We start from the raw sequence: 23,762 nt of genomic DNA, 5'->3' as shown, positions 1-23,762 counted from the left end.
AAATCCGCTACTCCTGTGGCGATGCTTGTTGCGCATGGCAGAGCTCTTCGATGGCCTGTGCGGCTCTTTTGCGAAGCTCGTTTAATTCTGAAGCTGGCTTTTTGCGCAGAGTGACGTACGGCATACTCATGCGCGGGTTCGATGACAGATTATCAGCGTTGCGGTCGAGAAAGCTCCAGTAGAGCGAAGTGAAGGGACATGAAGCGTCACCGGTAGCTTTGCGCGGGTTGTACCGGCAATGGCCGCAGTAGTCGCTCATGCGATGGATGTATGCAGCGCCGCTGACGTAGGGCTTGGTGGCGGTGAGTCCATTGTCAGCGAAGGTAGACATGCCGAGCACGTTCGGCTCGACGACCCAATCGTAGGCATCGATGTAGGCGATCCAGAACCAGTCAGTGAGGGCGCGCGGCGAGACGCCCAAGAGCGTGGACAGATTGCTGAGCACCATGAGGCGCGTGATGTGATGCGACCATCCCTCGCGCCAGACCTGATCGATGACGGTATCGAGGCAGTGGAGACCGCTCCTGCGGCCCCAGAAGGCAGCGGGCAGCGGCCGGTGGGCATTGAGCGCGGATGGTTCGGCGCCGGCATAGGGGTCGTCCGATGAGGAGTTGTTGCGTTGGCCGGGGAGCTGGCGATAGCCGTCGGTGCGGCGGTGGAGATGGCGCATGAATTCTCGCCAGCCGAGGATCTGGCGAATGAAGCCTTCGGCGCTGGCGAGCGGAATGCGTTCAGAATGGGCGGCACGGGCTACATCGTCAATGAGACGGCGTGGCAACAGGCGGCTGATGTTGATGAGCGCGGAGAGGCGTGAGTGGAAGAGATCGGGCTCATTGTGCGCCATGGCGTCTTCGAAGGGACCAAAGTGCGGCAGAAGGTGCTCGAGCGCGAAGGACCATGCCTCATCGGCCTGCGCTTGTGTGACCGGCAGGTCAAAGCCGTCGAGGGTGCCAAAGTGGCTGGGAAATTCGCGTGCGACGAGATGGAGCGCCTCCTGTGTGATGCTGTCGGGATGGAAGCGCGGGCGCTCAGGCACGGGCGGCTGACCGCGATAGGGCCTGCGGTTCTCAGCGTCGTAGGAGTATTTGCCGCCGATGGGTTCGCCATTGGGCTGCATGAGGATGCCGGTCTTCTGGCGCATGCGACGGTAGAAGCGGTCCATCAGGAAGTGTTTGGTGGTGGGGGCGAATACGGAGTCGAAATCGGATTCGGTGGAGCACCATGTGGTGTCTTCGACGAGTTGGAGCGGGATGCCGCGGACGCGGGCCTCTTCGACATCGAGGCTCATCTCGCGCTCGGCCGGCTGCATCATGGTGAGCGCGGAGAGGCGATGATGGCGCGTGGCCTGCTCGAGACCATCGGCAAAGATGCCGGGCGTGAACTCGTAGATGATCTTGATGCCACGGCGGGCCTGCTTCAAAGCGAAGTGACGCTGGCTGGCGAGGATGAGAGCGAGTTTTTTCTTGTGATAGGGGCGGCGATGGGCCTTGGCGAGCGCCTCCATCATGACGATGCCGGTCTGGCTTGCGGGCTGTTCGGTGAGCGGGCCGGTGGCGTCGGTGAGGCGGTCGTAGGGGACGTAGATCCAGCGGCGCGCGGAGGCGTCGTCGCGCGTGGGAGCATGGGGACGGATGCGGTCTGCGAATTCGCTCATCGGAATCGGCTCGTAGAGGTCAGTTCATGAAGGTCTACCTGTGAGAGTAGCGAAGCCGCGAAGCAGAAACCGGGTAGAACGAAGAAACGTGTTGGTGGGCTGAAAGCGCGCGGCTCCCTGCTTTGGCAAAGCTACAGCACAAGTGAGCCGGGCGGATCAGTACAGCAGGAGTGCGACGCGGTAGGTGGTGAAGCCGGGCTGGGAGCCGTCAGAGGGACAGATGGCGACGGCGGCATGCGTGGCTCCGCTGCTCTCGATTTGAGAAATAGCCTGCGGCGGAAGCTGAGTGAGATCGGATGTGGTGAAGCGGACGAGCAGGCGGACGGGAGTTCCGGCTGAAAGGCGGTAGTCTGGGGCGCAGGCGGCTTCGGCCGCGGCGTGGGAGCCGCCGGGGGTAATACCGATGCGCTGCAGTAGCCGGGCGACCTGCTGCGTGGACTGCGAGACGTCGCGTTGCTGGACGGCGGCGGCGAAATCGACGACCGCGTAGAAGTTGCCGCGGCGTTTGATGATGGCCACTCCGGCAGCGTTGAGGCGCGGGTTGAGGATGTTGGCGCGATGCGCGGGCGAGTGCATCCATTCGTTTTGAATGGCAGGGACGCTGTAGCCCATGGCGATGTTTTCAGCGACCGTCTCAAAGTGTGCGCCAGCCTGGGCGGCGCGGGCTGGCAGCGGTGGCTCACCAGGATAGTCATGCGAGAGATCGGGCTGATGAATCATGACGCTGAGGTGCGCCTGGGCGGCAGCGGCGAGCGACGGGCTCCAGGTGAGCGGAGGCAGACCGTGGCGGGCGCGTGCCTGATTGGTGGCCTGAAAGATCTGCCGCGCCCAGTTGGCATTGCGGCTTGCCTGCTGCGCGTGCAGCGGCACGACGCAGAATGCGAGAAGGAGCATGGCGAGCAGAACAGGAGGCTTGCGGATGCGCATGGGGTGGTTCCTCACAAGGAGATTCTGATGCAATGAGATGCATGCCACAGTATGATCGGATTTGGCACAAACCTCTGCATTGTCCGTATGGTCTCGCATGAAGAAGCAGCCGCTCGCCGCCGTTGGGCTGGCGCTGGTGGTGCTGTTTCTGATTTGCGCGTTGTTTGCTCCCTGGCTTGCGCCCTATAATCCCGCCCACATTGACCTGATGGACCGGCTGGCCGGGCCGAGCCGCAGCCACTGGTTTGGCACCGATGAGCTGGGGCGAGATATTCTCTCGAGGATTATTTACGGGGCGCGCATCTCGCTGGAAGTGGCCAGCTCAGTGGTGGCGCTTTCGCTGCTGCTGGGGCTGATTTTTGGCGGGCTGGCGGGCTTTTATGGCGGCGCGCTGGATGTGACGATCAACATTTTTGCGATCAATGCGTTCATGGCGCTGCCGGGGATTCTGCTGGCGATTGCGTTTGTGGCTTTTCTGGGGCCGGGACTGATCAACCTGGTGCTGGCGCTGGCCATCGGCGGATGGGTGGGTTATGCGCGGCTGGTGCGCGCGCAGGTGCTGGCGGCGCGGGAGCGCGAGTTTGTGGAAGCGGCCAAGGCGCTGGGGGCGAGCGATCTGCGCATCTTTATGCGGCACATTCTGCCGAATATTATGCAGCCATTGATTGTGCAGTCGGCCATTGGCATGGCGGGCGCCGTGCTGGCCGAAGCGACGTTGAGCTTTCTGGGGCTGGGCGTGCCTCCGCCGACGCCAAGCTGGGGCGCGATGCTGAATGATGCGCGCGCGCACCTGTTTGACGCGCCGCATACGGTGGTCTTCCCTGCTATTGCGGTGATGTGCTGCGTGCTTTCGTTCAATTTTCTGGGCGATGCGCTGCGGGATTATCTGGACCCGAGAACACGGCTGAGTGTGGGGCTATAGTCCTCAGGCATTCTGAGAGACGCCGGCAGGCCCCGGCGTGCGATGGTCAGCAGCCGCCGCCGACAAAGTGGACGATTTCGATTTTGTCGTTTTCCGCAAGGCGGGTATCGGCCCAGGAGGAGCGTGGGACGATGTCTGCGTTGCGTTCGAGGGCGACGCGATCGCCTTTGAGGCCGAGCAGAGTAAGAAGATCGAGCACAGAAGAGGATTGGGTCAGCTCTGTGAAGGTGCGCGGCTGACCGTTGATGAGCAGTTGCATGCTTTGAATCTATCAGCAAAAGAGAGCTGTTGAGAGGGGCCTGATGGCGCGATGCGACGGTGGAAACAGAACGCTGTCTAACGGAGCATGTGCCAGGCAAGCATGCCGCCGACCGCAACGGCAGCGATGACCAGATAAGCGACCATGACGGCGGCGAGGCCGCGCATGGCTCCGAGGCTTTCGGCGGGCGCAAACGGGGCGGGCTGGTTTTCGAGCGGGGTGACGAGTTGGGGAGCCGGATGCGAATTGGCAGGCAGAACGGTGAGTTTGCTGTGCGAGACGCGTGTTGCGGCTTTCGCTACGGAACGAGGCGCGAAGGCAGGAATGGTGCGAGCGGCCATGGGGAAGCCTCCTTGGCGTTGTTATCGGCCAGGGTGAACGGGGCTTTAGGGGTTTGATGGATTTTTTTGCGGGCAGGTGTTTTCGGGAGTCTGGTTTTAACCCCAAGAACGAAGACCCATTCGTGGGGGCCCCGGATTGCTTCGCTTCGCTCAGAATGACGCATCGATTGCTGAGAGGTTTTCTCTCAGGGGCTAGAGCCCTCTTTTCTTTTAGTGGCGGGGATGTACGGGCTGAAGCCCGTACCCTTCAGAACAACGTGAGGCTTGGTGGCGTGAGGGTGGAAATGGTGGGAGAAACTTTGGGCGGCGTTTAATGGCCGGGGCATTACCGGGATTCTTCGCTTCCACCCCAGCGTGCTGCGCACGCCGGGGGCCCGGTTCGCTCAGAATGACGCATCGCGGGTGGGGACGGAGTTCGGGATGGAAATGAAGGTCCCTCCACTCACTTCGTTTGGCCGGGATGACACACGTGGAGTGACGTGAGGCTGTGAGGAGTAGCGCCTCCCTGCGACCAGCCCCCCTGCTAGTTTTCGCCGAGCTGGTCGAAGAGACGCTTCCAGGTGCGCTGATTGCGGCGGTAGCTGCGCTTGAGATCATCGAGGATGCGCTCGAAGTCGGCGTGGCCGCGGAGCTTGTTCCAGGCGGGATTTCTGGAGAACCACGGATAGTTTTCATTGCCGAGGTAGATGGCGCGGCGAAGCCAGTGAAGGGCTTCGCTCTCGTCTCCATCGACGGCGAAGTAGGTGGCGAGGCGATAGGCCATTTCACTGTCGGCTTCGGCGGCGGCCATGGAGGACTCTTCGATGAGCGTGGCTCCGCGCTCACGCTGGCCGATCTGCACGTAGCACATGGCGAGCGTGGGGTAGATGATGCGAAGGCTGGTGTCGTCCTTGAGGACGGCTTCCATCATGGCGATGGCCTCTTCAAGCTGGCCCTGGCGCATGCGCTGGTAGGCGAGCGAGGTGCGCAGGAGCGGATGGCGCGGCTCAAGGGTGAGTCCCTTCTGGAGTTCGCCTTCGGCGAGGTCGAGCTGGTTCTGATACTGATAGACGCGCGCCCGATGGTTGTAGATCATAGGCGCGCCGGAGGGGTTGAGATTGAGCGCGAGATGGAACTGCTCGAGCGCTTCGTCATACATGCCATCGAGCCGCAGCATGGTGCCGGCGAGAACGTGGACGTTCCAGTTGCGGGCGGATTTGGAGAGCATGTCTTCGATGCCGTGACGGGCGCTCTCCTTTTCTCCGCGTGCCAGCAGCATGTAGATGCGGTAGAGGTTGGCGTCGGCCGAGCCGGGATCGATCTGGAGCGCTTTGTCAAAGGCGCGGCGCGCGGCCATGATGTGCATGTGTCCGCCAAAGCCGTGGCGGGTGTACTGCATGTGGGTGACGCCGAGGCCGCTCCAGCCAGGAGCGTATTCGGGTTCGCGCTCGGTGACCTGCTCGAACATTTCGCGGGCACGGTCAAGGTCGGCGCGGCTGCCGGTGCGCTGCATGAACGACGACAGCATGGCGCTGGCCTGCAGGTAAAGCTCAGAGATGCCCTCGGAGAGCGCCTCAGAACGCATGGTGAGGCGCTCGGTGCGGTCGCGCAGTTGTCCGCTGCCCTGGAGCGAGGCGAAGACTTCGTTGCAAATCTCAGTCTGGACGGAGATGAGATCAAACGATGCGACGCTGATGGAGCCGCCGCCGCGCACGCTCTCTCCCTGCACGTCGAGCAACTGCCAGTTGAGGTCAAAGCCGCTCTCGGAACGCAGAAAGCTGCCGGTGAGCACGTAATCGACGATGAGCTGGTGGCCGATGGCGAGCGGGTCCATCTGAGCGATGGGCAGGTGAAGCAAGGCGCTCGACGGGCGGACGATGAGCGAGGACATGCGTGCGAGGCGGGTGCCGATGGCGTCTGCGAGGGCGAAGCCGTAGAGGGGCGCGACGTCTTTGCTGCCGAGATTTTGAAACGGCAGCACGAGGATGGCCTTGTCTGTATTCTGCTCAGGCTGCGACTCGCGGAAGCGCTCGGCAAGCAGTGAAAGGAGGCCGGTGGCGCGCTTTTCGCGCTCGGGAATGGTGGGCAGAAGATTGGCCGCCGCGTCGCCGGGGACGATGCCGGTCTCAAATTGCAGCGTCTTCATGAGGGTGCGCAATGCCTCGCGCAGATCGGCGGCGCTGGCATAGCGCTCGGCCGGCGTCTTTTGCAGGCAGTGCATGACGATGGAGGCCAGCTCGGGCGGGACCTGCGGGCAGCACTCATTGAGCGGCGCGGGATCGACGAACTGGATGGCGCGGATGGTCTGGAATTCGTCCGTATTGGGGCGCGAGAAAGGATGACGGCCGCTGACGAGTTCGTAGAGGATGACGCCTAGAGCCCAGAGATCGCTCTGCACGCTGCTCTGGCCGGTGACGAATTGTTCGGGCGCCATGTAGGCGATGGTGCCGCCGCGCGCGGTGTAGGTGGCGGCGAGGGGATCGTTTTCCCGTGGGGTGGGCTTGGCGGGGTCGAACTCCGCGTCCTCTTTGGTGAGGCGGCGAGCGAGACCGAAGTCGAGGATTTTGACGAGGCCGCCGTCGGTGAGCATGACGTTGGCAGGCTTGAGGTCGCGGTGGAAGATGCCGAGCGTGTGCGCGGCGCTGAGACCGTCGGCGATCTGAATGCCGACCGAGAGCGTGAGCTGCACGTTGGCCGGGCCCTTGGCGATGAGCTTGTCGAGGGACTGGCCAGGCACGTACTGCATGGCGATGAAGGCTTCTTCGTCCTGCTCACCGACCTCGTAAATGGCGCAGACGTTGGGGTGCTCGATGGCCGAGGCCATGCGGGCCTCGCGCAGAACGGTTTTGCGCATCTGGTCGGCGGTGAGCGCGCCACGCTTGAGCACCTTGAGCACGACGGGGCGCATGAGCAGCGTGTCCTCTGCCAGGTAGACCACACCGCTGCCGCCGGAGCCGAGCTTGCGGACCAGTTCGTAATGCTCAATCATTCTGCGTTTCATGCATTCTCAGTGTAGCGTTTTCGGCTGTGTTTTCGCGGGCTCTTATGTGTTGAGCGCGGCAGGAAGATTTGCACCGTTATACTCGTCTTCAGTTGCCTATGACCGCCGTATTGCCCTTATTGCTGGCTACCGTACTTGCGGCGGCCGGACCCCAGACTTCGATGCAGACGCAGAGCAATTCTGCAAAGCAGCCTGCACAGACACCGCAGGCGCAGGTGGAGACGGGCGCGTCTGCGTTTGGCAAGCAGAAGACATCGCTCGAACAACTCACGCTCGATCACAACTGGCTGTCGCTGGAGCAGGCGCTGGGCAAGAACGGCGAGGATGCCGGCGATGCGTTTTACCGTGGGCTGCTGGAAAATCATCGCGACCACTTCAAGCGGTCCATTGCGCTGCTGGAGCCGCTGATTCCGGGCCTGGCGGCGGGCGGCGACCGCATGAAGGAGAAGCAGGCGCGGCTGGCGCTGGCCGACGATTACTTTCGCACCTTTCAGTACAAAAAGGCCGCGGCCGAGTATGCGGCGCTTGCAAAGTGCTGCGAGAAGCAGTTGACGGCGCAGGAGAAGAGCGAGGTCGAGATTCCGGCGAAGCTGCTGCCGGAGCTGGAGAGCGCTCCGGCGCAGACGCTGGACTTGACGGGGTCATTTACGGTGCCGACGGAGGTGAATCCGTTGGGGCTGACGGATTTGACGGTGTGGATGGATGGGTATCCGACGCGGTGGTTGTTTGATCCGGCGGAGAACTTCACCATGATTGCGCGCTCGAAGGCGGAGCTGGTGGGTCTGAAGCTGAGCAAAGAGACGCTGACGATCTCAAGCATCACGGGGCAGCCGATTTACGTGCATGCGACGGTGATTCCCAAGCTGAAAATCGGGGATGCGGTCTTTCACAATGTTCCGGCGGTGGTTTACGACGATCTGGATTTGTATGACAAGGCGCGGCAGTACCAGATTGAAGGCGTGCTGGGGCAGCCACTGCTTGCGCTGCTGGGACAGGTAACGGCTTCAGAAAGCGGGAACCTGACGTTTTCGGAGGCTCCGCCGCTGCAGGAGGGTGCGCCGTTTTTTACCGATGAGGACCAGTTGATTGTGGCGGCGGGCAAGGATGGATCGGGCGGGTTGTATACGGTGAATCCGGCGGCGACGAGTTCCCTGTTTTCGTCGCGATTCTATGACACGCATCTGGCGCAGTTTACACATTTGCAGATGGACCTGGTGAAGCTGCCGGGGAACAAGCTTTCGCAGGAGATTCCGATTCCGGCGTATCACGCCGAGACGCTGCACCTGACCTTTGGCGGAATGCCGATCACGCTGCACGACATAGAGGTGCTTGCACAGCCAGCGGGCGCGGAGGAAGACCGCTTTTATGGAATGCTGGGCGATGATGCGCTGAGCCAGTTGAAGAGCTATACGTTCGACTTTCGCTCGATGAAGTTTATTGTGCGCACGCACTTCGGGGATTAGGACTGGCCGTTCAGGCACACGCGCCTTCGGCGCCATTTCAGGGGCAGTAGGACGCGGAGCTTTTGACCGGCGTTCGCTGGGCGAGCTCCGCTGAGGATGGCAACGCAAAAGGGGAGATGGCTATCCCCGGGTCCGAACCCACGGACCCGAGGCACCCGAACTTCACCCGAACCCACGGACCCGAGGCACCCGAACCTTCATTGCTGAGGAAGAAGGCGCAGCACGACATCCGCTTGTTGGGTGCGCTATCGTTGGCAGCGGCTGGAATGACCCGAACTTTTTTGCCTTCAGGAGGTACGTGTTCACGATGCGTCTACGGTTTGCTTCACTTTGCCGGCTGTTGCCTGTTGCTCTGTTTTGCCTGATGAGCGCCGCTGCGGGACGGGCGGAATTGCGCCTGCCCCACATGCTGAGCAGCCATGCGGTGCTGCAGCGCGGACGGCCGATTCATGTGTGGGGATGGAGCGACGCCGGCGAGACGGTGAGGGTTCAATTTCACGGGCAGACTCAGCGCGCGACGGCCAATCGCTATGGGCAGTGGGAGCTGTGGCTTCGGGCTGAAAAAGCGGGTGGGCCGTTTGAGATGACGGTGAGCGCAAGCCGGGGTGAGGCTCCCATCGTGCTGCAGGATTTGCTGGTCGGCGATGTGTGGTTTGCGAGCGGGCAGTCGAATATGCAGATTCCGCTGATTGGTTTTCCTGGCTCGGCGGTGATTCGGAACGCGAAGGAAGAGATTGCGCAGGCCAATCATCCGGAGATTCGGCTGCTGTTTGTGCCGCTGAAGTCGTCGCCTTATCCACGGGATGACCAGGGCGGGACATGGACGCATTGCACGCCGGAGACGGCACGGACTTTTTCCGCGGTGGCGTATTTTTTTGCGCGGGATTTAGAGCAGCATCTGCATGTGCCGATCGGGATTGTGGATGCGACGTGGGGCGGAACTCCGATAGAGTCGTGGATGAGCCTCAGGAGTCTGGCGTCAGATGCGGCGTTTATGCCGGTGTTTATGAAACGTGCGGAGTTTGCCGCGCAGCAGACGAATTTGAAGACCATTCTGGCGCAGGAAAAGGCCGAGGATGCGAAGGCGGTTGCGGCGGGTAAGCCGAAGCCGGAGCATCCGTGGCATCCGGATCAGCAGTCCTGGAACCCGAGCTATCTTTACAACGCGATGATTGCGCCGGAGACTCCCTATACGATTCGTGGATTTCTCTGGTACCAGGGCGAGACGAACAGCGACGACGCGTGGGTGCCGAGCCTTTATCGACGGCTCTTCCCTGCCATGATTGAGGACTGGCGCACGCGGTGGCATGAGGGCGAGCTGCCGTTTTTGTATGTGCAGATATCAAGCTTCTATTCACCGCAGGAGCATTGGGGTGAGATTCGCAATGCGCAGCGCTTGACGCTGGCGTTGCGGAACACGGGCATGGCCGTGAGCCTGGACAAGGGGCTGCGGAATAATATTCATCCGCCAGACAAGCAGACGGTTTCACACCGGCTGGCGCTGGCCGCATACCACCTGGCTTATGGCGAGGATGGGACGTGGGAGGGTCCGCTGTTTGAGCAGGTGACACGCGAGGGAGATGCGCTGCGCGTCTTCTTTACTTTTGCGAAGGGACTGCATGCCGAGGGCGGCGCGGTGCGCAGCTTTGAGGTCGAGAGCGCAGATGGAACATGGCATGCCGCGAGTGCGAGGCTGGATAGCGGATCGGTGTTGGTGAAGGCGGATGGGGTGAACGCTCCGAAGGCGGTGCGGTATGGATGGGCGAGTTATACCGATGCGAACCTGTACAACGGCGCGGGATTGCCTGCCTCGACCTTTGAGGCGCAGGTGCCGTGAGGTGGAAGCCCTTGCTCTTCTGGGAGCGTGAGGATGGGAATAGTGGGAGAAACTTCGGACGGTGTAGGTGATTGCAGCATCGCCGGGATTCTTCCCACCCCGGGAACGAAGACCTGTTCCCGGGGGCCCCGGTTCGCTGCGCTCAGAATGACGCGTCGTGGGTGGGGTTTGTGCGTTGATCCCACATCTCTACGAGATGTGGGGCACCCGGCAGCGCGAACTTCGCTCAGGATGACATATCAAAAGAGGATGATTTGTTCGGTCCCGGGTCCGAACAAACGGACCCGGGGCACCCGATCTCTTCAGAAGAAATGAGCTACTGGAGCTTGGCCATGACCTCGTCGAGCACCTGCTTTGGCGGGCGGGTGCGGGACTGGGGCAGCGTGGCCAACGGCTCATCGACCATGTTGAGCAGGTCAGTGAAAGCCGGCTTCTCGGTGTCGATGTAGAAGACGCCGGTGAGGACTTCGCCCTTGGCATGCGCTTCCATGAGAGCCTTGACGGCGGCGACACGGTCGGTCGGGTTGTAGTCCTCGTGAAGCTTGCGCAGGCGCAGGTGCGAGCCGTCGTGCAGCTCAACGTCGTAGGTGGAGCCTTCGGCGTAGTCCACGGCGATGTCATCGAAGTACGGCACGAAGCCGACTTCGCTGATGGCCTCTTCATGCTCCTGCATGTACTTGTAGCTCTTGGTGGAGCCGACGTGGTCGTTGAAGGTGACGCAGGGCGAGATCACATCGAGCATCACGGTGCCCTTGTGAGCGATGGCCGCCTTGAGCATGGCCGAGAGCTGCTTCTTGTCGCCGGAGAAGGAGCGGCCGACGAAGGTGGCTCCGAGCTGTATGGCGAGCGAGCAGATGTCGATGGCGGGCAGATCGTTGACCACGCCGGTCTTGAGCGTGGAGCCGATGTCTGCCGTGGCCGAGAACTGGCCCTTGGTGAGGCCGTAGACGCCGTTGTCTTCAATGATGTAGATCATCGGCAGATTGCGGCGCATGAGATGGACGAACTGGCCCATGCCGATGGAGGCCGTGTCTCCGTCGCCGGAGACGCCGAGGCCGAGCATGGTTTTGTTGGCGAGCAGCGCGCCGGTGGCAACCGACGGCATGCGGCCATGCACGCTGTTGAAGCTGTGCGAACGCGACAGGAAGTAGGCCGGGCTCTTGGAGGAGCAGCCGATGCCGGAGAGCTTCATGACGCGCTCGGGCTGGACGCCCATCTCATAGAAGGCATCAATGATGCGCTCGGAGATGGCATTGTGGCCGCAGCCGGCGCAAAGCGTCGTCTTGCCACCGCGATAGTCGAGGATGGGAAGACCGAGGCGGTTGACCTTGGGGGCGGGAGTGGAAGGTGTCGAGGCCATGGAGTTAGATTCCCTCCTGCAGGATGAATTCGTCGGTGACGGAGCGGGCGTCAATGGGAAGCCCGTTGAAGTGGCGGATGCTGCGCAGCTTCACGGCATCAGAGGCCGGGAGATCAAGCTTGAGCAGGCTGAGCATCTGCGCGTCGCGGTTCTGCTCCACGATGTAGACGCGATCATGCGATGCGACAAACTCGTGGATCTCTTTGGTGAAGGGATAGGCGCGGAGGCGGAGGTAGTCCGTCTCGACGCCGTGCTCCTTCTTGAGCTGGTCGCGGCTTTCGAGCACGGCAAAGTCGGAGGTTCCGTAGGCGATGATGCCGACCTTTGACTTGCCGTTCTGCACGACGACAGGATGAGGCACAAGAGTGCGGGCGGTCTCGAACTTGCGGGCGAGACGCTCCATGAGGTTCTGGTAATCGTCCGCGCGCTCAGTGTACTTGGCGCTCTCGTTGTGGCCGCTGCCGCGGGTGAAGTAAGCGGCCTTGGGGTGGTCGGTTCCGGGCAGGGTGCGGTAGGGGATGGCGTCGCCGTCCACATCCTTGTAGCGATGGAACTCGCCGAGACGGTTGAGATCTTCAGCGGTGAGCACCTTGCCGCGATCGAGCGGCTTCTCGGGGTACTGGAAGGGATCGGACATCCAGTTGTTCATGCCGAGATCGAGATCAGAGAGCACGAAGATGGGAGTCTGGAGGCGCTCGGTGAGGTCGAAGGCGGCCATGCCGAACTCGAAGCACTCGGCCACGCTGCCGGGCAGCAGTAGCACGTGCTTGGAGTCGCCATGCGAGAGTACAGCGGTGCTGAGAATGTCGCCCTGCGCGGTGCGCGTGGGCAGGCCCGTGGAGGGACCGACACGCTGAATGTCAAAGATGACGCCGGGCAGCTCGGCAAAGTAGCCGAGACCGGCGAACTCGGCCATGAGCGAGATGCCGGGACCGGAGGTCGCGGTCATGGAACGGGCACCAGCCCAGCCTGCGCCAAGCACCATGCCGATGGCGGCAAGCTCATCCTCAGCCTGGACGACGGCGAAGCTGGCTTTACCGTCCTGCTCGATGCGGTACTTCTTGAGGAAGTCGATGAGCTGTTCGACGACGGAGGACGATGGCGTGATGGGATACCAGGTGACGACGGTGACGCCGGCAAATATGGCGCCCAGAGCGCAGGCGGCATTGCCGTCAATGATGATTTTGCCTTCGTTGGCGTGCATGCGCTCCAACTGGAAGCGGTCAGCCTTGACGAGCGAGTTGGTTGCGAACTCGTAGCCAGCCTGCACGGCCGCCCAGTTGAGATCGGCAGCCTTTTGCTTTTTGGCAAACTGGCGGCGCAGCGAGGTTTCGACGGCCTTGATGTCGATGGAGAAGAGTTTGGCCGCGACGCCGACGTAGACCATGTTCTTGACCAGCTTGCGCAGCTTGGCCTCAGGGCAGACGGCGGCGGTGATTTTGTCGAAGGGCACCGGATAACAGATAACGTCGTCGCGATACTGCTGGAGATTGAGGCTCTCGTCGTAAATGGCCACCGCGCCCGGATGGAGACCCATGATGTCTTCCTGAGCCGTTTCGGCGTTCATCGCGATGAGGACGTCGATCTCTTTTTTGCGCGCGATGTAGCCCTGTTTGCTGGCGCGGATGGTGTACCAAGTGGGCAGGCCGGCGATGTTGGACGGGAAAAGATTTTTGCCGCTGACCGGAATGCCCATTGCGAAGATGCTGCGGAGCAGCACGTTGTTCGCGGACTGCGAACCGGATCCATTGACCGTAGCCACCTGAATACTGAAGTCGTTGACAACTGGCTTGGCGGAGAGTCCTTCAGAGTGCGTCGGAGCGCCCTGCGCGGACGGAGCGCCGGCGTTAGTGGTCGCCATGTGGCGGATTCCCTTCGATGATGAACTGGGAAGAGTGGTGTCTTCTTAATCGCTCATTATAGCGATGCATCTCTGAATGTGGAGTGTTCTGAGTCACATTGCAGAAATATGTGGCTGAATGGTTACAAAGGCCGTCCGCAGTGGGGACGGCCTTTGCAGTACATCGATTTTCCTGAGACGGGCGAGACCAGCCTCAGGGACGGAGCGTCACGAGAGCCTGGGCAATTTCTTCCTGCGCGGCGGCATCGAGCGGCAGCAATGGGAGACGCGGGCGACCGCCATAGTAGCCGTTGAGATCGCAGGCATACTTGATGCCGGCAATGCCATATTTGCCTGCCACGAGAGACGATGCGGCGAGGATGCGCTGCTGCTTTTCGGCGGCAAGAATGGGGTCATTGTCCTTCCAGGCCCAGTAGACCTCCTGACAGGCCTGCGGCAGGCAGGCGGCCAGAGCGAGGACCGCGCCGGAGGCACCGGCTTCGAGCGCGGGCAGGATGGTTTCGGCCGAGCCGCTGAGAACCTGAAAGCCGACCTCTTTGGTGCGGGTTTTGAGCGTAGGCTGCGCTGGAGCGGGGACGGCCGCGGACAGGGTTTCGCCGCCGATGGTGGTGAGCGGCACGAGCGCGGCCTGCGCGAGCATGGATTCCTCAAGCATGCGAGCCGTGACGGCGGTGAAGACGGGGGTGACGTCTACATTGCGCCGGGGCGCGTTGCGGGTGCCGGTGACCAGAGCGGCGATGCGCTCGACGCTGCCGCTCGAGTCCTTGATGCCGATGATGTTTGGGTGCTGGGCCAGTTCCGAGACGACGGCGACAGGCAGATCGTAATGCGTGAATTTGGGGATGCTGTAGAGGACGACGGGCAACGGCGAGTTGTCTGCCAGCGTGCGGTAGTAAGTGAGCATGGCGGCCGGCTGCATCTGCGGGCCGTAGAAGTGCGGCGTGCGGACGAGGACGGCGTCGTAGCGCTGGTCGGCGGCAAACTCGGCGAGGCGCAGTGTCTCGGAGAGGCTTTCGCGCCCGATGCCGGCGAGCAAAACTTTGCTGGCATCGCTGGCCGAGCGCGCGGTGCGAAGGACATCCCGCGTTTCTTCATCGCTGAGCATCACGGCCTCGCCCGTGGAACCCAGCACGGTCATGCCCGCGACCGGAGTGCGGGAGTAGCGGTCGACATTGTGCTCCAGCTTGCGGAAGTAGAGGCGACCGTCGGGGTAAAAGGGCGTGGTGATAGCGGGAAAGATTCCTTCGAGCAGCATGTACTGATTCTAAATGGGCAGGAGGCAGTGCACGAAAGCTGTAGAGCGAAGAGGCATAAAGCACTTTGCCATCCCGAACAGACAGGTTAGCCTGAGGAAGAGAGAATCATGGCACTAGAAACTGCACCGTTGGATCGCGATGTTCCGGTAGAGCCGCCCTCAAAGACGGCGGTTCAGGCCGTTTGGCTTGGCATTCACACGGTGCTGGCGCTGGGCGTGTGGGCGTTGACCATGGTGGTGGCGACGCTGATGCACCCGGACCTCAATCCGCCCGTGCTCGCCATTGTGCCGCTGGTGATGGCGTTTCTCTTCCCTTTTTTGACGGGTCTGGTCTTCAACTCGATCAAGCCGAGCGAGGCCGCGACGCTGGTGTGGATGCTGGGACTGATCTGGTTCATGCTGGTAGGGCTGATTGTGCTGAATCTGCCAACGGGGCCCAGCGCCTGCTACCACTGCGGCGCAACTCAGAAATTGTGGCTCACTTTTCTTGACTTCAATACAGACAGCAATCTGCTGCAAGGCCAAGGGCGCTTTCTGGGGCTGTGGCCTGCCGTGGCCCTGATTGGCTATGGAATGGGCGCGCGGTTTGGGCTGCGAGGCAAAAACCTGGCGCTGCTGCCCTATTAAGACTTCACAAGACCAGCCATGCACGCGCTCAAACCAGCGGCCTCGACAGCGGAGATCCTCTTCCTGGTTCAACTGGCCGCCACGCTCTTTATGACAGGCGTGATCTGGTTTGTGCAGGTGGTGCATTACCCCCTGTTTGGGCGGGTGGGCGACACTTCGTTTTGCGAATATGAGCAGGCGCACACGGTGCGGACCGGCTGGGTGGTGGGTCCGCCGATGCTGCTGGAACTGGTGCCGGCGGTGATTGCGGTGCGGGTGCGTCCAGAGTGGTTTTCAGCCGCGGCCGCGTGGATTGGGCTCGGGCTGCTGGCTGTGATCTGGCTTTCGACGGCCCTGCTGCAGGTGCCGCTGCATGGACGGCTGGTGGAGCGCTTTGCGGAAAGGGATGCGGCCCGGCTGACGGCGACGAACTGGATTCGGACCGTGTGCTGGACGCTGCGCTCTCTGCTGCTGATGATTTGCCTTATGTCACGCCTGGGATGATGGCGCTTGCGCCAGTCATGACCGGTGCAAGAACAGCGCTTTTCACAGCGGATTTCTCACCTACAAAAGTTTGACAATTTCTCGACGGAAGCTTGACGACCAAGCTGCGTGCGGGTGGGTATGTTTCGGAGCGTGGAGGAAACACCTATGCGGAACATGCTTCGTAATCTTTTTCTGGCGCCGGTCGTGATGGCGGCAGCAGCATTGGCAACCCACCCGGCCATGGCGCAGTCCGTGAATGTGGCCAAGGTTCCTTTCAACTTTGTCGTCAATGGCCACATGTGGCCGGCGGGCCGCTACACGATCAGGCAAAGCATGAATGGCAATGTGGTGGAGGTGGCGAACACGAACCAGCCATTCCGATCGATGTGGGTAATATCGCCGGGCGATCCCGCGCCGACTGATACCCGCGTGCTGCTGTCGTTTGATGTGCAAGGCGCGACGCACACGCTGCACTCGGTGCAATACCGGAATATGGAAACCAGTTCTCTGGATGGGCGGCAGCTTTCGCTGCGCTATGGATCAGATTTGATCGTGCCCGGGCAATAACAGGCATGATCGCCAGGCTCACGGCAACGTGAGGATAGAACGCATTCACAGGCCATCGCCGGGGCGGTGGCCTCTTTTTTGCGCGCGGGAGAAAAAGATCAGAACGAGCTACAAAAGGCTATGGGGCAGGTGCCTTGCGGCCGCCTGCCCCATAGAAGTTCCGATTCATCAAAGAACTGGGTCGGACTCCAGTGCACCGCGCAATCACCACCGCCGAGCCCCAAGCACAGGCGAGCCGGAGCCTGCCTGCCTTAGGAGACGCATGTGGCCTGCAGCCGATGCGAGCTTCGCCAGGTTTCATCCCCCCATACATCAGACTGGCTGATGATGCGTCGAGCTCTGTTGCCAGTGCTCAGGATGTCTGGTTCCGCTCTCTCCTTCTGGAAGATTTCTCCTCCGTTGAAATGAACTTTACGCCTGTTCTGAAAACAATCAAGTGGAGATTGCAGATATTTCTCTGTGGAAATGACGGGCTCTATGTGCAAATGGGGGCAAGTGGTTGAAGGAATAAGGCCGGGCACCGGTGAAAGATGAGAGGGATGACGGCCAGGGCCTTCGGCTTGCCGATGCATGCATGGGTCGCCTATGCTGGGGAGTTTCGCAGACGAGGAGTAGTGCCGCCATGGCAGAGACCACGGGAAATCGCCGCCAGCAAGCATTGGATGAGTTGAAGCAGAATCGCTGCCCTTCACCAGAAGAGGTGCGCTGGGCGGAAGAGACGCTGGGTCCGGCGCTTGAGAAAGCCGGAGAGCGGCCGATTGGCGCGGCCAGCGGCGTGAATGTGGACGAGCGTGGGAATGCCCGCTTCACGACGGTGTCGGGCGCGCCGGTGCGGCGGCTGTACACGGAGGCGGATTTGCCGGAGGACTTTGCGACGAATTCGGCGGCGTACCTGGGTATGCCGGGCGAGCCGCCGTATACGCGCGGTATTCATGCGACGGGCTATCGCGGCAAGCTGTGGACGATGCGGCAGTTCTCGGGCTTTGCCAGCCCGGAGGAGACGAATCAACGCTATAAATATCTGCTGGCGAATGGCGGCGGCGGGCTCTCGGTGGCGTTCGATTTGCCGACGCTGATGGGCTGCGACTCGGACGATGCGCAGAGCGAAGGCGAGGTGGGCAAATGCGGCGTCGCCATTGATTCGCTCGAAGACATGCAGATACTGTTCGCGGGGATCGACCTTGAGAAGACGACCGTGTCGATGACGATCAATTCACCGGCAAGCGTGCTGTGGGCCATGTACCTGGCGGTGGCGCAGGATCAGGGTGCGGACTGGAAAAGGATTTCGGGCACGCTGCAGAACGACATTCTCAAGGAGTACATCGCGCAGAAGGAGTACATCTATCCGCCGGCACCTTCGATGCGGCTGGTGATTGATACGTTCGAGTTTGGGGCGAAGCTGGTTCCTCGGTTTAATCCCATCTCGATCTCGGGATACCACATTCGCGAGGCTGGCTCGACGGCACTGCAGGAGCTTGCATTCACGATTTATGACGGCGTGGAGTATGTGGAGTGGGCGTTGCGACGCGGGCTGGCGGTGGATGATTTCGCTCCGCGGCTGAGCTTCTTTTTTAACGCGCACAATGACTTCTTTGAGGAGATTGCGAAGTACCGCGCTGCCCGCAAGATCTGGTACCGGCTGATGACGGAGCGGTTTGGCGCAAAACAGGCCCGCTCCACATGGATGCGCTTTCACACCCAGACGGCGGGAGTCTCGCTGACGGCGCAGCAGCCGAAGAACAATATTGCGCGAGTGGCGATTCAGGCGATGGCCGCGGTGCTGGGCGGCACACAGTCACTGCATACGGATTCGTTTGACGAGGCGCTGGCGTTGCCCACCGAAGAGGCGGCGCGCATTGCGCTGCGCACGCAGCAGATTATTGCCTATGAGTCGGGTGTGGCGGGAGTGGTGGATCCGTTGGGCGGTTCGTACTTTGTGGAGAAGCTGACGCTGGATATGGAGCGGGGCGCGTTCGGCTACTTTGAAAAGCTCGATGCGATGGGCGGCATGATTCCGGCGATTGAGCAGGGCTTTCCGCAAAAAGAGATTGCCGAGGCCAGCTATGCCTACCAGCGAGCTGTGGAGGCGGGCGAAAAGTTGATTGTGGGAGCCAATTCGTTCACGGTGAACGAGCCGGCGCCGGAGATACTCTACATTGACGAATCAGTAAGAGAGGCGCAGACGAAGAAGCTGCGTCTGCTGCGGACAAAACGGTCGAACGAAGCCGTACAACGCAGCCTCGATGCACTGTGCCGGGCTGCCGAGAAGACGCCAGAGGCAAGCACTTCGGGGCTGAGCAACGCGAACACCATGCCTTACCTGTTAGACTGCGTGCGCGCCTATGCGACTGTTGGCGAGATATGCAACGCCTTGAAAAAGGTGATGGGTACCTGGGAAGAAACCAGCCTAACTTAGGAACTAAATCCTTAAAGTGAGTGCAAAAGCATGTTTCGGCATGCTAAAACATCGATGTGAAAAAAGGCGAAGCTACGCCGAAGCAACCGGCCACAATCAACCTGAAGCAGCTCTCAGAGTTGCTTCAACTTTCGCAGACCACGATTTCGCTTGTTCTGAATCATTCGCCGAACGCGAAGTCTATTCCTGCACACACACGCGAGCGCATTCGCGAAGCCGCGATTAAATATCAGTACCGGCCCAACTACTTTGCACGATCACTGCGACGCAGCCGCAGTATGTCGATTGGCGTCGTCGTGCCCGACATGAGCGACGGCTATTTCACGTTGCTGATGCATTCGGTCGAGCGGTATCTGATCAAGGCAAACTACTTCTATTTCATGGCCAGCCACTTTCGCGATCCGGAACTGACGGAAGAATATGTGCGCATGCTGCTGGAGCGCGCGGTGGATGGATTGCTGCTGCTGGATACGCCAGCCCGCATTGAAACCACCGTGCCCGTGGTGGCTATCTCAGCGCACAGCCCGGCACCGGGCGCGACGAATATCTTTCTGGACCACGACAAGGCGGGCGCCGAAGCATTGCAGCATTTGCGTGACCTGGGGCATGAACGTATCGCCTTCATGCGCGGGCCGGAAAATATTTCAGATGCACACTATCGCTGGCATGGCATTGCGCAGGCAGCTGAGTCGCTGGGGATTGCGATTCATCCTGAACTGGTCATTACGCTGGAAGAGCTGGACCAGACGCCTTCGCACGGTTATAAAGCGATGCGCAAGCTGCTGCGCGAGACCCGGGACTTTACGGCTATCTTCTGCTTCAACGACATTTGCGCATTCGGCGCGATTCGCGCCATTGATGACGCGGGGCTGAGCGTGCCCGGCGATATCTCGGTGGTGGGTTTCGACGACATTGCGAGTGCGGCCTATCACCAGCCGAGCCTGACGACCGTGCAACAGCCGTTGCGCGACATGGGCGCGCGAGGAGCGAAGATTCTGCTGGACCGGATCAACCACCCGGGACGGACCTATCCGCCAGAGATTGTGATGGAGCCGAAGCTGATTGTGCGCGAGTCTACCGGACCGGCCCGAGTTGCCAAGGCGAAGACAGTTAAGAAAAAAGCCGTTGCCGTTGGCGAAGAGGACTGAGAAGCGACTACCGTGAGCGGCCCAATGCCTTGCCCGCTGACTGCAGGAGAGCTAAACCCGCCGCAAGCGCGCGGCGGCTCTCCGCAGAGGCGGCGCGACCGAGCAGAGCAAAAAGAGATGGCGGCTCCTGCGCGGCGGATTTGTGCGTTTCATCAAGAATGTTGTGGAGCGTATCGGGATCAATGCTGCCGAGCAGTTTCGCCAGCAAAAGGCCGTTGCGTAGCGCGTTGACGCTTTCAGGCTTGCTGACCACACCGGAGACATGGGTTACGACGGCGTCTTGTGCGCCGAGAAGGCCTCGCAGCAGATCGAGCGTGCCGGAGCGGTGCGCCTCCTCAATCAAACCGTAGCAAGCCAGGAGCGCCTGGGCGTGTTCGATGGGCGCATCATTGAGACGCCGCTGGATCTCTTCGCGCGGGTCCTGCGCGGAGGGGCGAAATTCGATGGGCTGTGCCATGTATGTTCTCTTCCCTTCTACTTTTTCTGATGGCCGGGTGTGATCTGCACCAGAGAGTTGTGGCCGTTGCTGACATCACCGGGAAATACGTAATCGCTACGGTTCCATTTGCGCTCAACCTCGACGCCGTTTTGCGGTGTTCGGGAGGCGTAACGGAAGTTGAGGCGCGGAAGCGGGTTTTCTCCCGTTTCCGGCAGTACCTCCATACGCACCGGGGTCTCCTTGTAAGCCGGAGTGTGGGTGTCATGGTCGGTATGGTGGCCGGTGAGCATGTTGGTTGCGTCAGTGAAGAGGGTGTTGAGGGGCAGATAAATCTGCTTGCCCTGCACGCGGTCGCTGACCAGCACGCGAATGCGGAGATGGCCGTTCGGTGAAGTGAGCCGCACCCACTGGCCGGAGACGAGAGAGCGGTCAGCGGCGAGCTCGGGAGAGACCTCAAGGAATGGATTGGGCGTCTCCTCATGAATACCTGCGACGCGGCCGGTCATATTGCCACCGTGGAAGTGTTCGAGCAGGCGGCCGTTGTTGAGGTGAAGATCGTAGACGTCATCCTCGACAGATTCCGGGGCGTGATATTCGAGCGGATGAAGGCGCGCCTTGCCGTCAGGGAATGCAAATTTCTCCGTGTAGAGCAGCGGCTGATCGGTGCCATCCGCGGCGACGGGCCACTGCAGGCTATCGAATCCCTGGAGGCGATCATAGTGAATGCCCGCGAACATGGGCGCGAGGGACGCGGACTCGTGCATGATATCGGAGGGATGCTGGTAGGTCCAGTTAGCGCCCATTTTGTTGGCGAGCGCGGTGGTGATGCGCCAGTCGGGCAGGCTTTCGCCGAGGGGTTCGAGCACCTGATACAGACGCTGCACACGGCGCTCAGTACTGGTGAAAGTTCCTTCCTTTTCGAGGGATGGGCTGGCGGGCAGCACTACGTCGGCGAAGCGGCAGGTGGGCGTGAAGAAGCAATCCTGCACGACAAAGAAGTCGAGCTTTTCGAAGCCTCCGCCGACGTAGTTGGAGTTAGCGTCGGCGATGTACATGTCTTCCCCGGCCAGATACATGGCCCTGAGCTTGCCTTCGTAGATGGCATTGACCATCTCATGATTGTCGAGACCCTTGGCTTCGGGAATTTTGACTCCCCAGCCCTGCTCATAGCGGGCGCGCGCGGCGGGATCATCGACTTTCTCGTAACCGGGAAACCAGCCGGGCATGGAGCCGAAATCACTCGCGCCCTGCACGTTGTTGTGGCCGCGCAACGGGTAGGCTCCGGTGCCGGGACGCATGTAGTTGCCGGTGACGAGCAGCAGGTTGGAGATAGCGGTGGAGGTGTCAGAGCCGGCGCAGTGCTGCGTGACACCCATGGCCCAGAGGATGCACATGCTGGGTGCGGCTGCGATGGCTTCAGCAACAGAAACGAGTGTCTCGATGGGGACGCCGCAGACCTCTGCGGCGTGCTGCATGGTGAAGGGCTCGAGGCTGGCGCGGTATTCGTCCACGTGATTGACCCACTGCGCGAGGAAGTCTGCCTTCGCATATCCGTGATCGAACATATAGCGGCTCATGGCGGAGAGCCAGACGAGATCGGTGCCGGGAGCGGGGCGGAAAAAGATGTCAGCGCGCTGGGCCATCTCGTGGCGGCGAATGTCGGCAACGATGAGCTTTTGTCCGCGGAGCTTGTGCGCCTGCTTGACGCGGGTGGCGAGCACGGGGTGTGCCTCAGCAGGATTGGCACCGACAATGACGACGAGCGAGCTTTGCGCAATGTCATGAATGGAGCCGGAGTCTCCGCCGTAGCCGACCGTGCGGAAGAGCCCCTGCGTCGCGGGTGCCTGGCAGTAGCGGGAGCAGTTGTCGATGTTGTTTGTGCCGATGACCGCGCGGGCAAACTTTTGCATGAGGTAGCTCTCTTCATTGGTGCATTTGGAGGAAGAGATGACTCCGATGGAATCGGGGCCGTGCTGGGCCTTGATCTCCATGAACCGGCGCGCGACCAGGCTGAGGGCCTCGTCCCAACTGGCCTCGCGGAAGGTGTGGCCTTCGCGGATCAGCGGCTTCTTGATTCGTTCGGGGCTGTTTATAAAGTCCCAGCCGAATTTGCCTTTGACGCAGGTAGAAATATCGTTGGCGGGACCTTCGCTGGGCTGCACCTTGAGGATGTGGCGGTCTTTGGTCCAAATCTCAAAGCTGCAACCGACGCCGCAGTAGGTGCAGACGGTTTTGGAGCGGCGCACGCGAGTGTTGCGCATGGCGGCTTCGGTCTCGGAGAGTTGCAGAATGGGGCCGTAGCCGATCTCCGGCTCGACGGCTTTGACCACATCGATCATGTGGTCAAGTGCATTCTGCGGCCAATGGGTAAGAAAGCCGGCGTGGCCGAGCATGGACTTTTCCATGAGCGCGTTGCACGGGCAGACGGTGACGCAGTGTCCGCAGGAGACACAACTAGAGCCGCCGATTTCAGAGCCGCCATCCCAGAGGACGCGAGGGTGGTCACTCTCCCAATTGATGGAGAGGGTTTCATTGACCTGATAGTTCTGGCATGCCTCGACGCAGCGGCCGCACAGGATGCACTGGTTGGGATCGTAACGATAGAAAGGATTGGTGTGGTCTTGCGGATAGGGCTTGGGCTGCCATGGATACTTTTGGTGTTCGACGTCGAGCAGGGCCGTGGTGTTGTGAACGGTACAGTCCTGATTGTTGTTGTCGCAGACCGAGCAATAGAGCTGGTGATTTTTGAGAATGCGATCAAAGGCCTCGCCCTGGGCGGACTTGACGCGCGCCGAAGCGGTGTTGAGCTGCATGCCGGGCGAAACGGATGTACCACAGGCGCGAACGATCTCGCCATTCATCTCAACCACACAGGTGTCGCACGTCTGAATGGGGCCAAGCTTCGGCTGGTAACAGACCTGCGGCAGCGGGGTCTGAGTCCGGTTGATGACATCGATCAGACGCTCACCGGTGTTTGCTTCCAGGGTTTGACCATTCAGACTGATGGAGCAGGAGCCCTGAAATGCGGGCTTTGGCTCGGACTGTGCAGGCATGGGACACTCCATTTCAAGTTCAACGAGCTTCTATCAGCGTTTTGCAGCTTGCGCATGAGACTCGGAGGCACGTCACTGCTATATGACAAATATGTGACGAGCTTTTCGTGAGAAGGATGCACGCAATTTATGATGCGAATCGAAGTTACTCCGCTTGTGTTGGGATGTTCAAGTGAGGGCAAAAAAAG

Annotated in this window: 18 protein-coding genes; 8 read left to right on the top strand and 10 right to left on the bottom strand. The window is 60.9% G+C overall.

The window, feature by feature from the left end; genetic code table 11:
* Positions 1 to 7: 7 nt before the first annotated feature.
* On the bottom strand, positions 8 to 1,654 hold the full coding sequence (locus ACP_RS01670; protein ID WP_012680738.1) for a cryptochrome/photolyase family protein: 1,647 nt from the start codon (positions 1,652 to 1,654) through the stop codon (positions 8 to 10).
* A gap of 156 nt (positions 1,655 to 1,810) precedes the next feature.
* Positions 1,811 to 2,581: a CAP domain-containing protein gene (locus ACP_RS01665; protein ID WP_041839176.1), complete on the bottom strand. Its 771-nt coding sequence runs from the start codon at positions 2,579 to 2,581 to the stop codon at positions 1,811 to 1,813.
* Between the two features lie 97 nt (positions 2,582 to 2,678).
* On the opposite strand from ACP_RS01665, the gene ACP_RS01660 reads away from it, so the two are divergent.
* Positions 2,679 to 3,503, top strand: a complete 825-nt coding sequence (locus ACP_RS01660; RefSeq protein WP_052294643.1) for an ABC transporter permease — start codon at positions 2,679 to 2,681, stop codon at positions 3,501 to 3,503.
* A 46-nt stretch (positions 3,504 to 3,549) separates the two neighbouring features.
* On the opposite strand, the gene thiS is transcribed toward ACP_RS01660, so the two are convergent.
* The 3 genes from thiS to ACP_RS01645 form a co-directional block, all read right to left on the bottom strand.
* The gene (gene thiS, locus ACP_RS01655; RefSeq protein ID WP_012680735.1) at positions 3,550 to 3,762 is read right to left on the bottom strand and encodes a sulfur carrier protein ThiS; all 213 of its coding nucleotides are present in this window, start codon (positions 3,760 to 3,762) and stop codon (positions 3,550 to 3,552) included.
* Between the two features lie 77 nt (positions 3,763 to 3,839).
* A complete protein-coding gene (locus ACP_RS01650) occupies positions 3,840 to 4,103 on the bottom strand; it encodes a hypothetical protein (RefSeq protein WP_012680734.1) in 264 nt (87 codons plus the stop codon).
* 523 nt (positions 4,104 to 4,626) lie between these two features.
* Positions 4,627 to 7,083 (bottom strand): serine/threonine-protein kinase, encoded by a 2,457-nt coding sequence (locus ACP_RS01645; protein ID WP_041839175.1) that lies wholly within the window; start codon positions 7,081 to 7,083, stop codon positions 4,627 to 4,629.
* 98 nt (positions 7,084 to 7,181) lie between these two features.
* Between ACP_RS01645 and ACP_RS01640 the strand changes: the two genes are divergently transcribed.
* Positions 7,182 to 8,546, top strand: a complete 1,365-nt coding sequence (locus ACP_RS01640) for a retropepsin-like aspartic protease (RefSeq protein WP_012680732.1) — start codon at positions 7,182 to 7,184, stop codon at positions 8,544 to 8,546.
* Positions 8,547 to 8,910: 364 nt separating this feature from the next.
* Entirely contained in the window at positions 8,911 to 10,383 is a 1,473-nt protein-coding gene (locus tag ACP_RS01635; RefSeq protein ID WP_238525622.1) for a sialate O-acetylesterase, read from the top strand.
* A 316-nt stretch (positions 10,384 to 10,699) separates the two neighbouring features.
* Here ACP_RS01635 and ACP_RS01630 read toward each other — a convergent pair whose 3' ends face one another.
* The 3 genes from ACP_RS01630 to ACP_RS01620 form a co-directional block, all read right to left on the bottom strand.
* On the bottom strand, positions 10,700 to 11,743 hold the full coding sequence (locus tag ACP_RS01630; protein ID WP_012680730.1) for a 2-oxoacid:ferredoxin oxidoreductase subunit beta: 1,044 nt from the start codon (positions 11,741 to 11,743) through the stop codon (positions 10,700 to 10,702).
* Positions 11,744 to 11,747: 4 nt separating this feature from the next.
* Positions 11,748 to 13,604 (bottom strand): 2-oxoacid:acceptor oxidoreductase subunit alpha, encoded by a 1,857-nt coding sequence (locus tag ACP_RS01625; RefSeq protein WP_012680729.1) that lies wholly within the window; start codon positions 13,602 to 13,604, stop codon positions 11,748 to 11,750.
* Between the two features lie 193 nt (positions 13,605 to 13,797).
* Positions 13,798 to 14,859 (bottom strand): dihydrodipicolinate synthase family protein, encoded by a 1,062-nt coding sequence (locus tag ACP_RS01620; RefSeq protein ID WP_012680728.1) that lies wholly within the window; start codon positions 14,857 to 14,859, stop codon positions 13,798 to 13,800.
* Positions 14,860 to 14,967: 108 nt separating this feature from the next.
* Here ACP_RS01620 and ACP_RS01615 point away from each other — a divergent pair, with 108 nt between their 5' ends.
* The 5 genes from ACP_RS01615 (at position 14,968) to ACP_RS01590 (ending at position 20,082) form a co-directional block, all read left to right on the top strand.
* Positions 14,968 to 15,486, top strand: coding sequence for a hypothetical protein (locus tag ACP_RS01615; RefSeq protein ID WP_012680727.1), 519 nt, complete (start codon positions 14,968 to 14,970; stop codon positions 15,484 to 15,486).
* An 18-nt stretch (positions 15,487 to 15,504) separates the two neighbouring features.
* Positions 15,505 to 15,969, top strand: a complete 465-nt coding sequence (locus ACP_RS01610) for a hypothetical protein (protein WP_052294641.1) — start codon at positions 15,505 to 15,507, stop codon at positions 15,967 to 15,969.
* A gap of 156 nt (positions 15,970 to 16,125) precedes the next feature.
* Positions 16,126 to 16,518, top strand: a complete 393-nt coding sequence (locus ACP_RS01605; RefSeq protein WP_148214976.1) for a hypothetical protein — start codon at positions 16,126 to 16,128, stop codon at positions 16,516 to 16,518.
* Between the two features lie 622 nt (positions 16,519 to 17,140).
* Positions 17,141 to 18,934: an acyl-CoA mutase large subunit family protein gene (locus ACP_RS01595; protein ID WP_012680724.1), complete on the top strand. Its 1,794-nt coding sequence runs from the start codon at positions 17,141 to 17,143 to the stop codon at positions 18,932 to 18,934.
* A gap of 56 nt (positions 18,935 to 18,990) precedes the next feature.
* A complete protein-coding gene (locus tag ACP_RS01590; RefSeq protein WP_012680723.1) occupies positions 18,991 to 20,082 on the top strand; it encodes a LacI family DNA-binding transcriptional regulator in 1,092 nt (363 codons plus the stop codon).
* Between the two features lie 7 nt (positions 20,083 to 20,089).
* Here the strand turns inward: ACP_RS01590 and ACP_RS01585 are convergent, their stop codons facing one another.
* Positions 20,090 to 20,539: a helical membrane plugin domain-containing protein gene (locus ACP_RS01585; RefSeq protein ID WP_012680722.1), complete on the bottom strand. Its 450-nt coding sequence runs from the start codon at positions 20,537 to 20,539 to the stop codon at positions 20,090 to 20,092.
* A 17-nt stretch (positions 20,540 to 20,556) separates the two neighbouring features.
* Positions 20,557 to 23,574, bottom strand: a complete 3,018-nt coding sequence (gene fdhF / locus ACP_RS01580) for a formate dehydrogenase subunit alpha (protein ID WP_012680721.1) — start codon at positions 23,572 to 23,574, stop codon at positions 20,557 to 20,559.
* Between the last annotated feature and the right edge of the window lie 188 nt (positions 23,575 to 23,762).

This window comes from Acidobacterium capsulatum ATCC 51196 (assembly GCF_000022565.1).
Taxonomy (GTDB): Bacteria; Acidobacteriota; Terriglobia; order Terriglobales; family Acidobacteriaceae; genus Acidobacterium; species Acidobacterium capsulatum.
Note: the sequence above shows the minus strand (reverse complement) of the source record. Positions and strands in the feature narration are given on the sequence as shown.

What these genes read in the sequence shown, in the direction of transcription:
- ACP_RS01670 (WP_012680738.1), bottom strand. Translation starts at nt 1,654, where the DNA reads ATGAGCGAATTCGCAGACCGCATCCGTCCCCATGCTCCCACGCGCGAC.
- ACP_RS01665 (WP_041839176.1), bottom strand. Translation starts at nt 2,581, where the DNA reads ATGCGCATCCGCAAGCCTCCTGTTCTGCTCGCCATGCTCCTTCTCGCA.
- ACP_RS01660 (WP_052294643.1), top strand. Translation starts at nt 2,679, where the DNA reads ATGAAGAAGCAGCCGCTCGCCGCCGTTGGGCTGGCGCTGGTGGTGCTG.
- thiS (WP_012680735.1), bottom strand. Translation starts at nt 3,762, where the DNA reads ATGCAACTGCTCATCAACGGTCAGCCGCGCACCTTCACAGAGCTGACC.
- ACP_RS01650 (WP_012680734.1), bottom strand. Translation starts at nt 4,103, where the DNA reads ATGGCCGCTCGCACCATTCCTGCCTTCGCGCCTCGTTCCGTAGCGAAA.
- ACP_RS01645 (WP_041839175.1), bottom strand. Translation starts at nt 7,083, where the DNA reads ATGAAACGCAGAATGATTGAGCATTACGAACTGGTCCGCAAGCTCGGC.
- ACP_RS01640 (WP_012680732.1), top strand. Translation starts at nt 7,182, where the DNA reads ATGACCGCCGTATTGCCCTTATTGCTGGCTACCGTACTTGCGGCGGCC.
- ACP_RS01635 (WP_238525622.1), top strand. Translation starts at nt 8,911, where the DNA reads ATGAGCGCCGCTGCGGGACGGGCGGAATTGCGCCTGCCCCACATGCTG.
- ACP_RS01630 (WP_012680730.1), bottom strand. Translation starts at nt 11,743, where the DNA reads ATGGCCTCGACACCTTCCACTCCCGCCCCCAAGGTCAACCGCCTCGGT.
- ACP_RS01625 (WP_012680729.1), bottom strand. Translation starts at nt 13,604, where the DNA reads ATGGCGACCACTAACGCCGGCGCTCCGTCCGCGCAGGGCGCTCCGACG.
- ACP_RS01620 (WP_012680728.1), bottom strand. Translation starts at nt 14,859, where the DNA reads ATGCTGCTCGAAGGAATCTTTCCCGCTATCACCACGCCCTTTTACCCC.
- ACP_RS01615 (WP_012680727.1), top strand. Translation starts at nt 14,968, where the DNA reads ATGGCACTAGAAACTGCACCGTTGGATCGCGATGTTCCGGTAGAGCCG.
- ACP_RS01610 (WP_052294641.1), top strand. Translation starts at nt 15,505, where the DNA reads ATGCACGCGCTCAAACCAGCGGCCTCGACAGCGGAGATCCTCTTCCTG.
- ACP_RS01605 (WP_148214976.1), top strand. Translation starts at nt 16,126, where the DNA reads ATGCTTCGTAATCTTTTTCTGGCGCCGGTCGTGATGGCGGCAGCAGCA.
- ACP_RS01595 (WP_012680724.1), top strand. Translation starts at nt 17,141, where the DNA reads ATGGCAGAGACCACGGGAAATCGCCGCCAGCAAGCATTGGATGAGTTG.
- ACP_RS01585 (WP_012680722.1), bottom strand. Translation starts at nt 20,539, where the DNA reads ATGGCACAGCCCATCGAATTTCGCCCCTCCGCGCAGGACCCGCGCGAA.
- fdhF (WP_012680721.1), bottom strand. Translation starts at nt 23,574, where the DNA reads ATGCCTGCACAGTCCGAGCCAAAGCCCGCATTTCAGGGCTCCTGCTCC.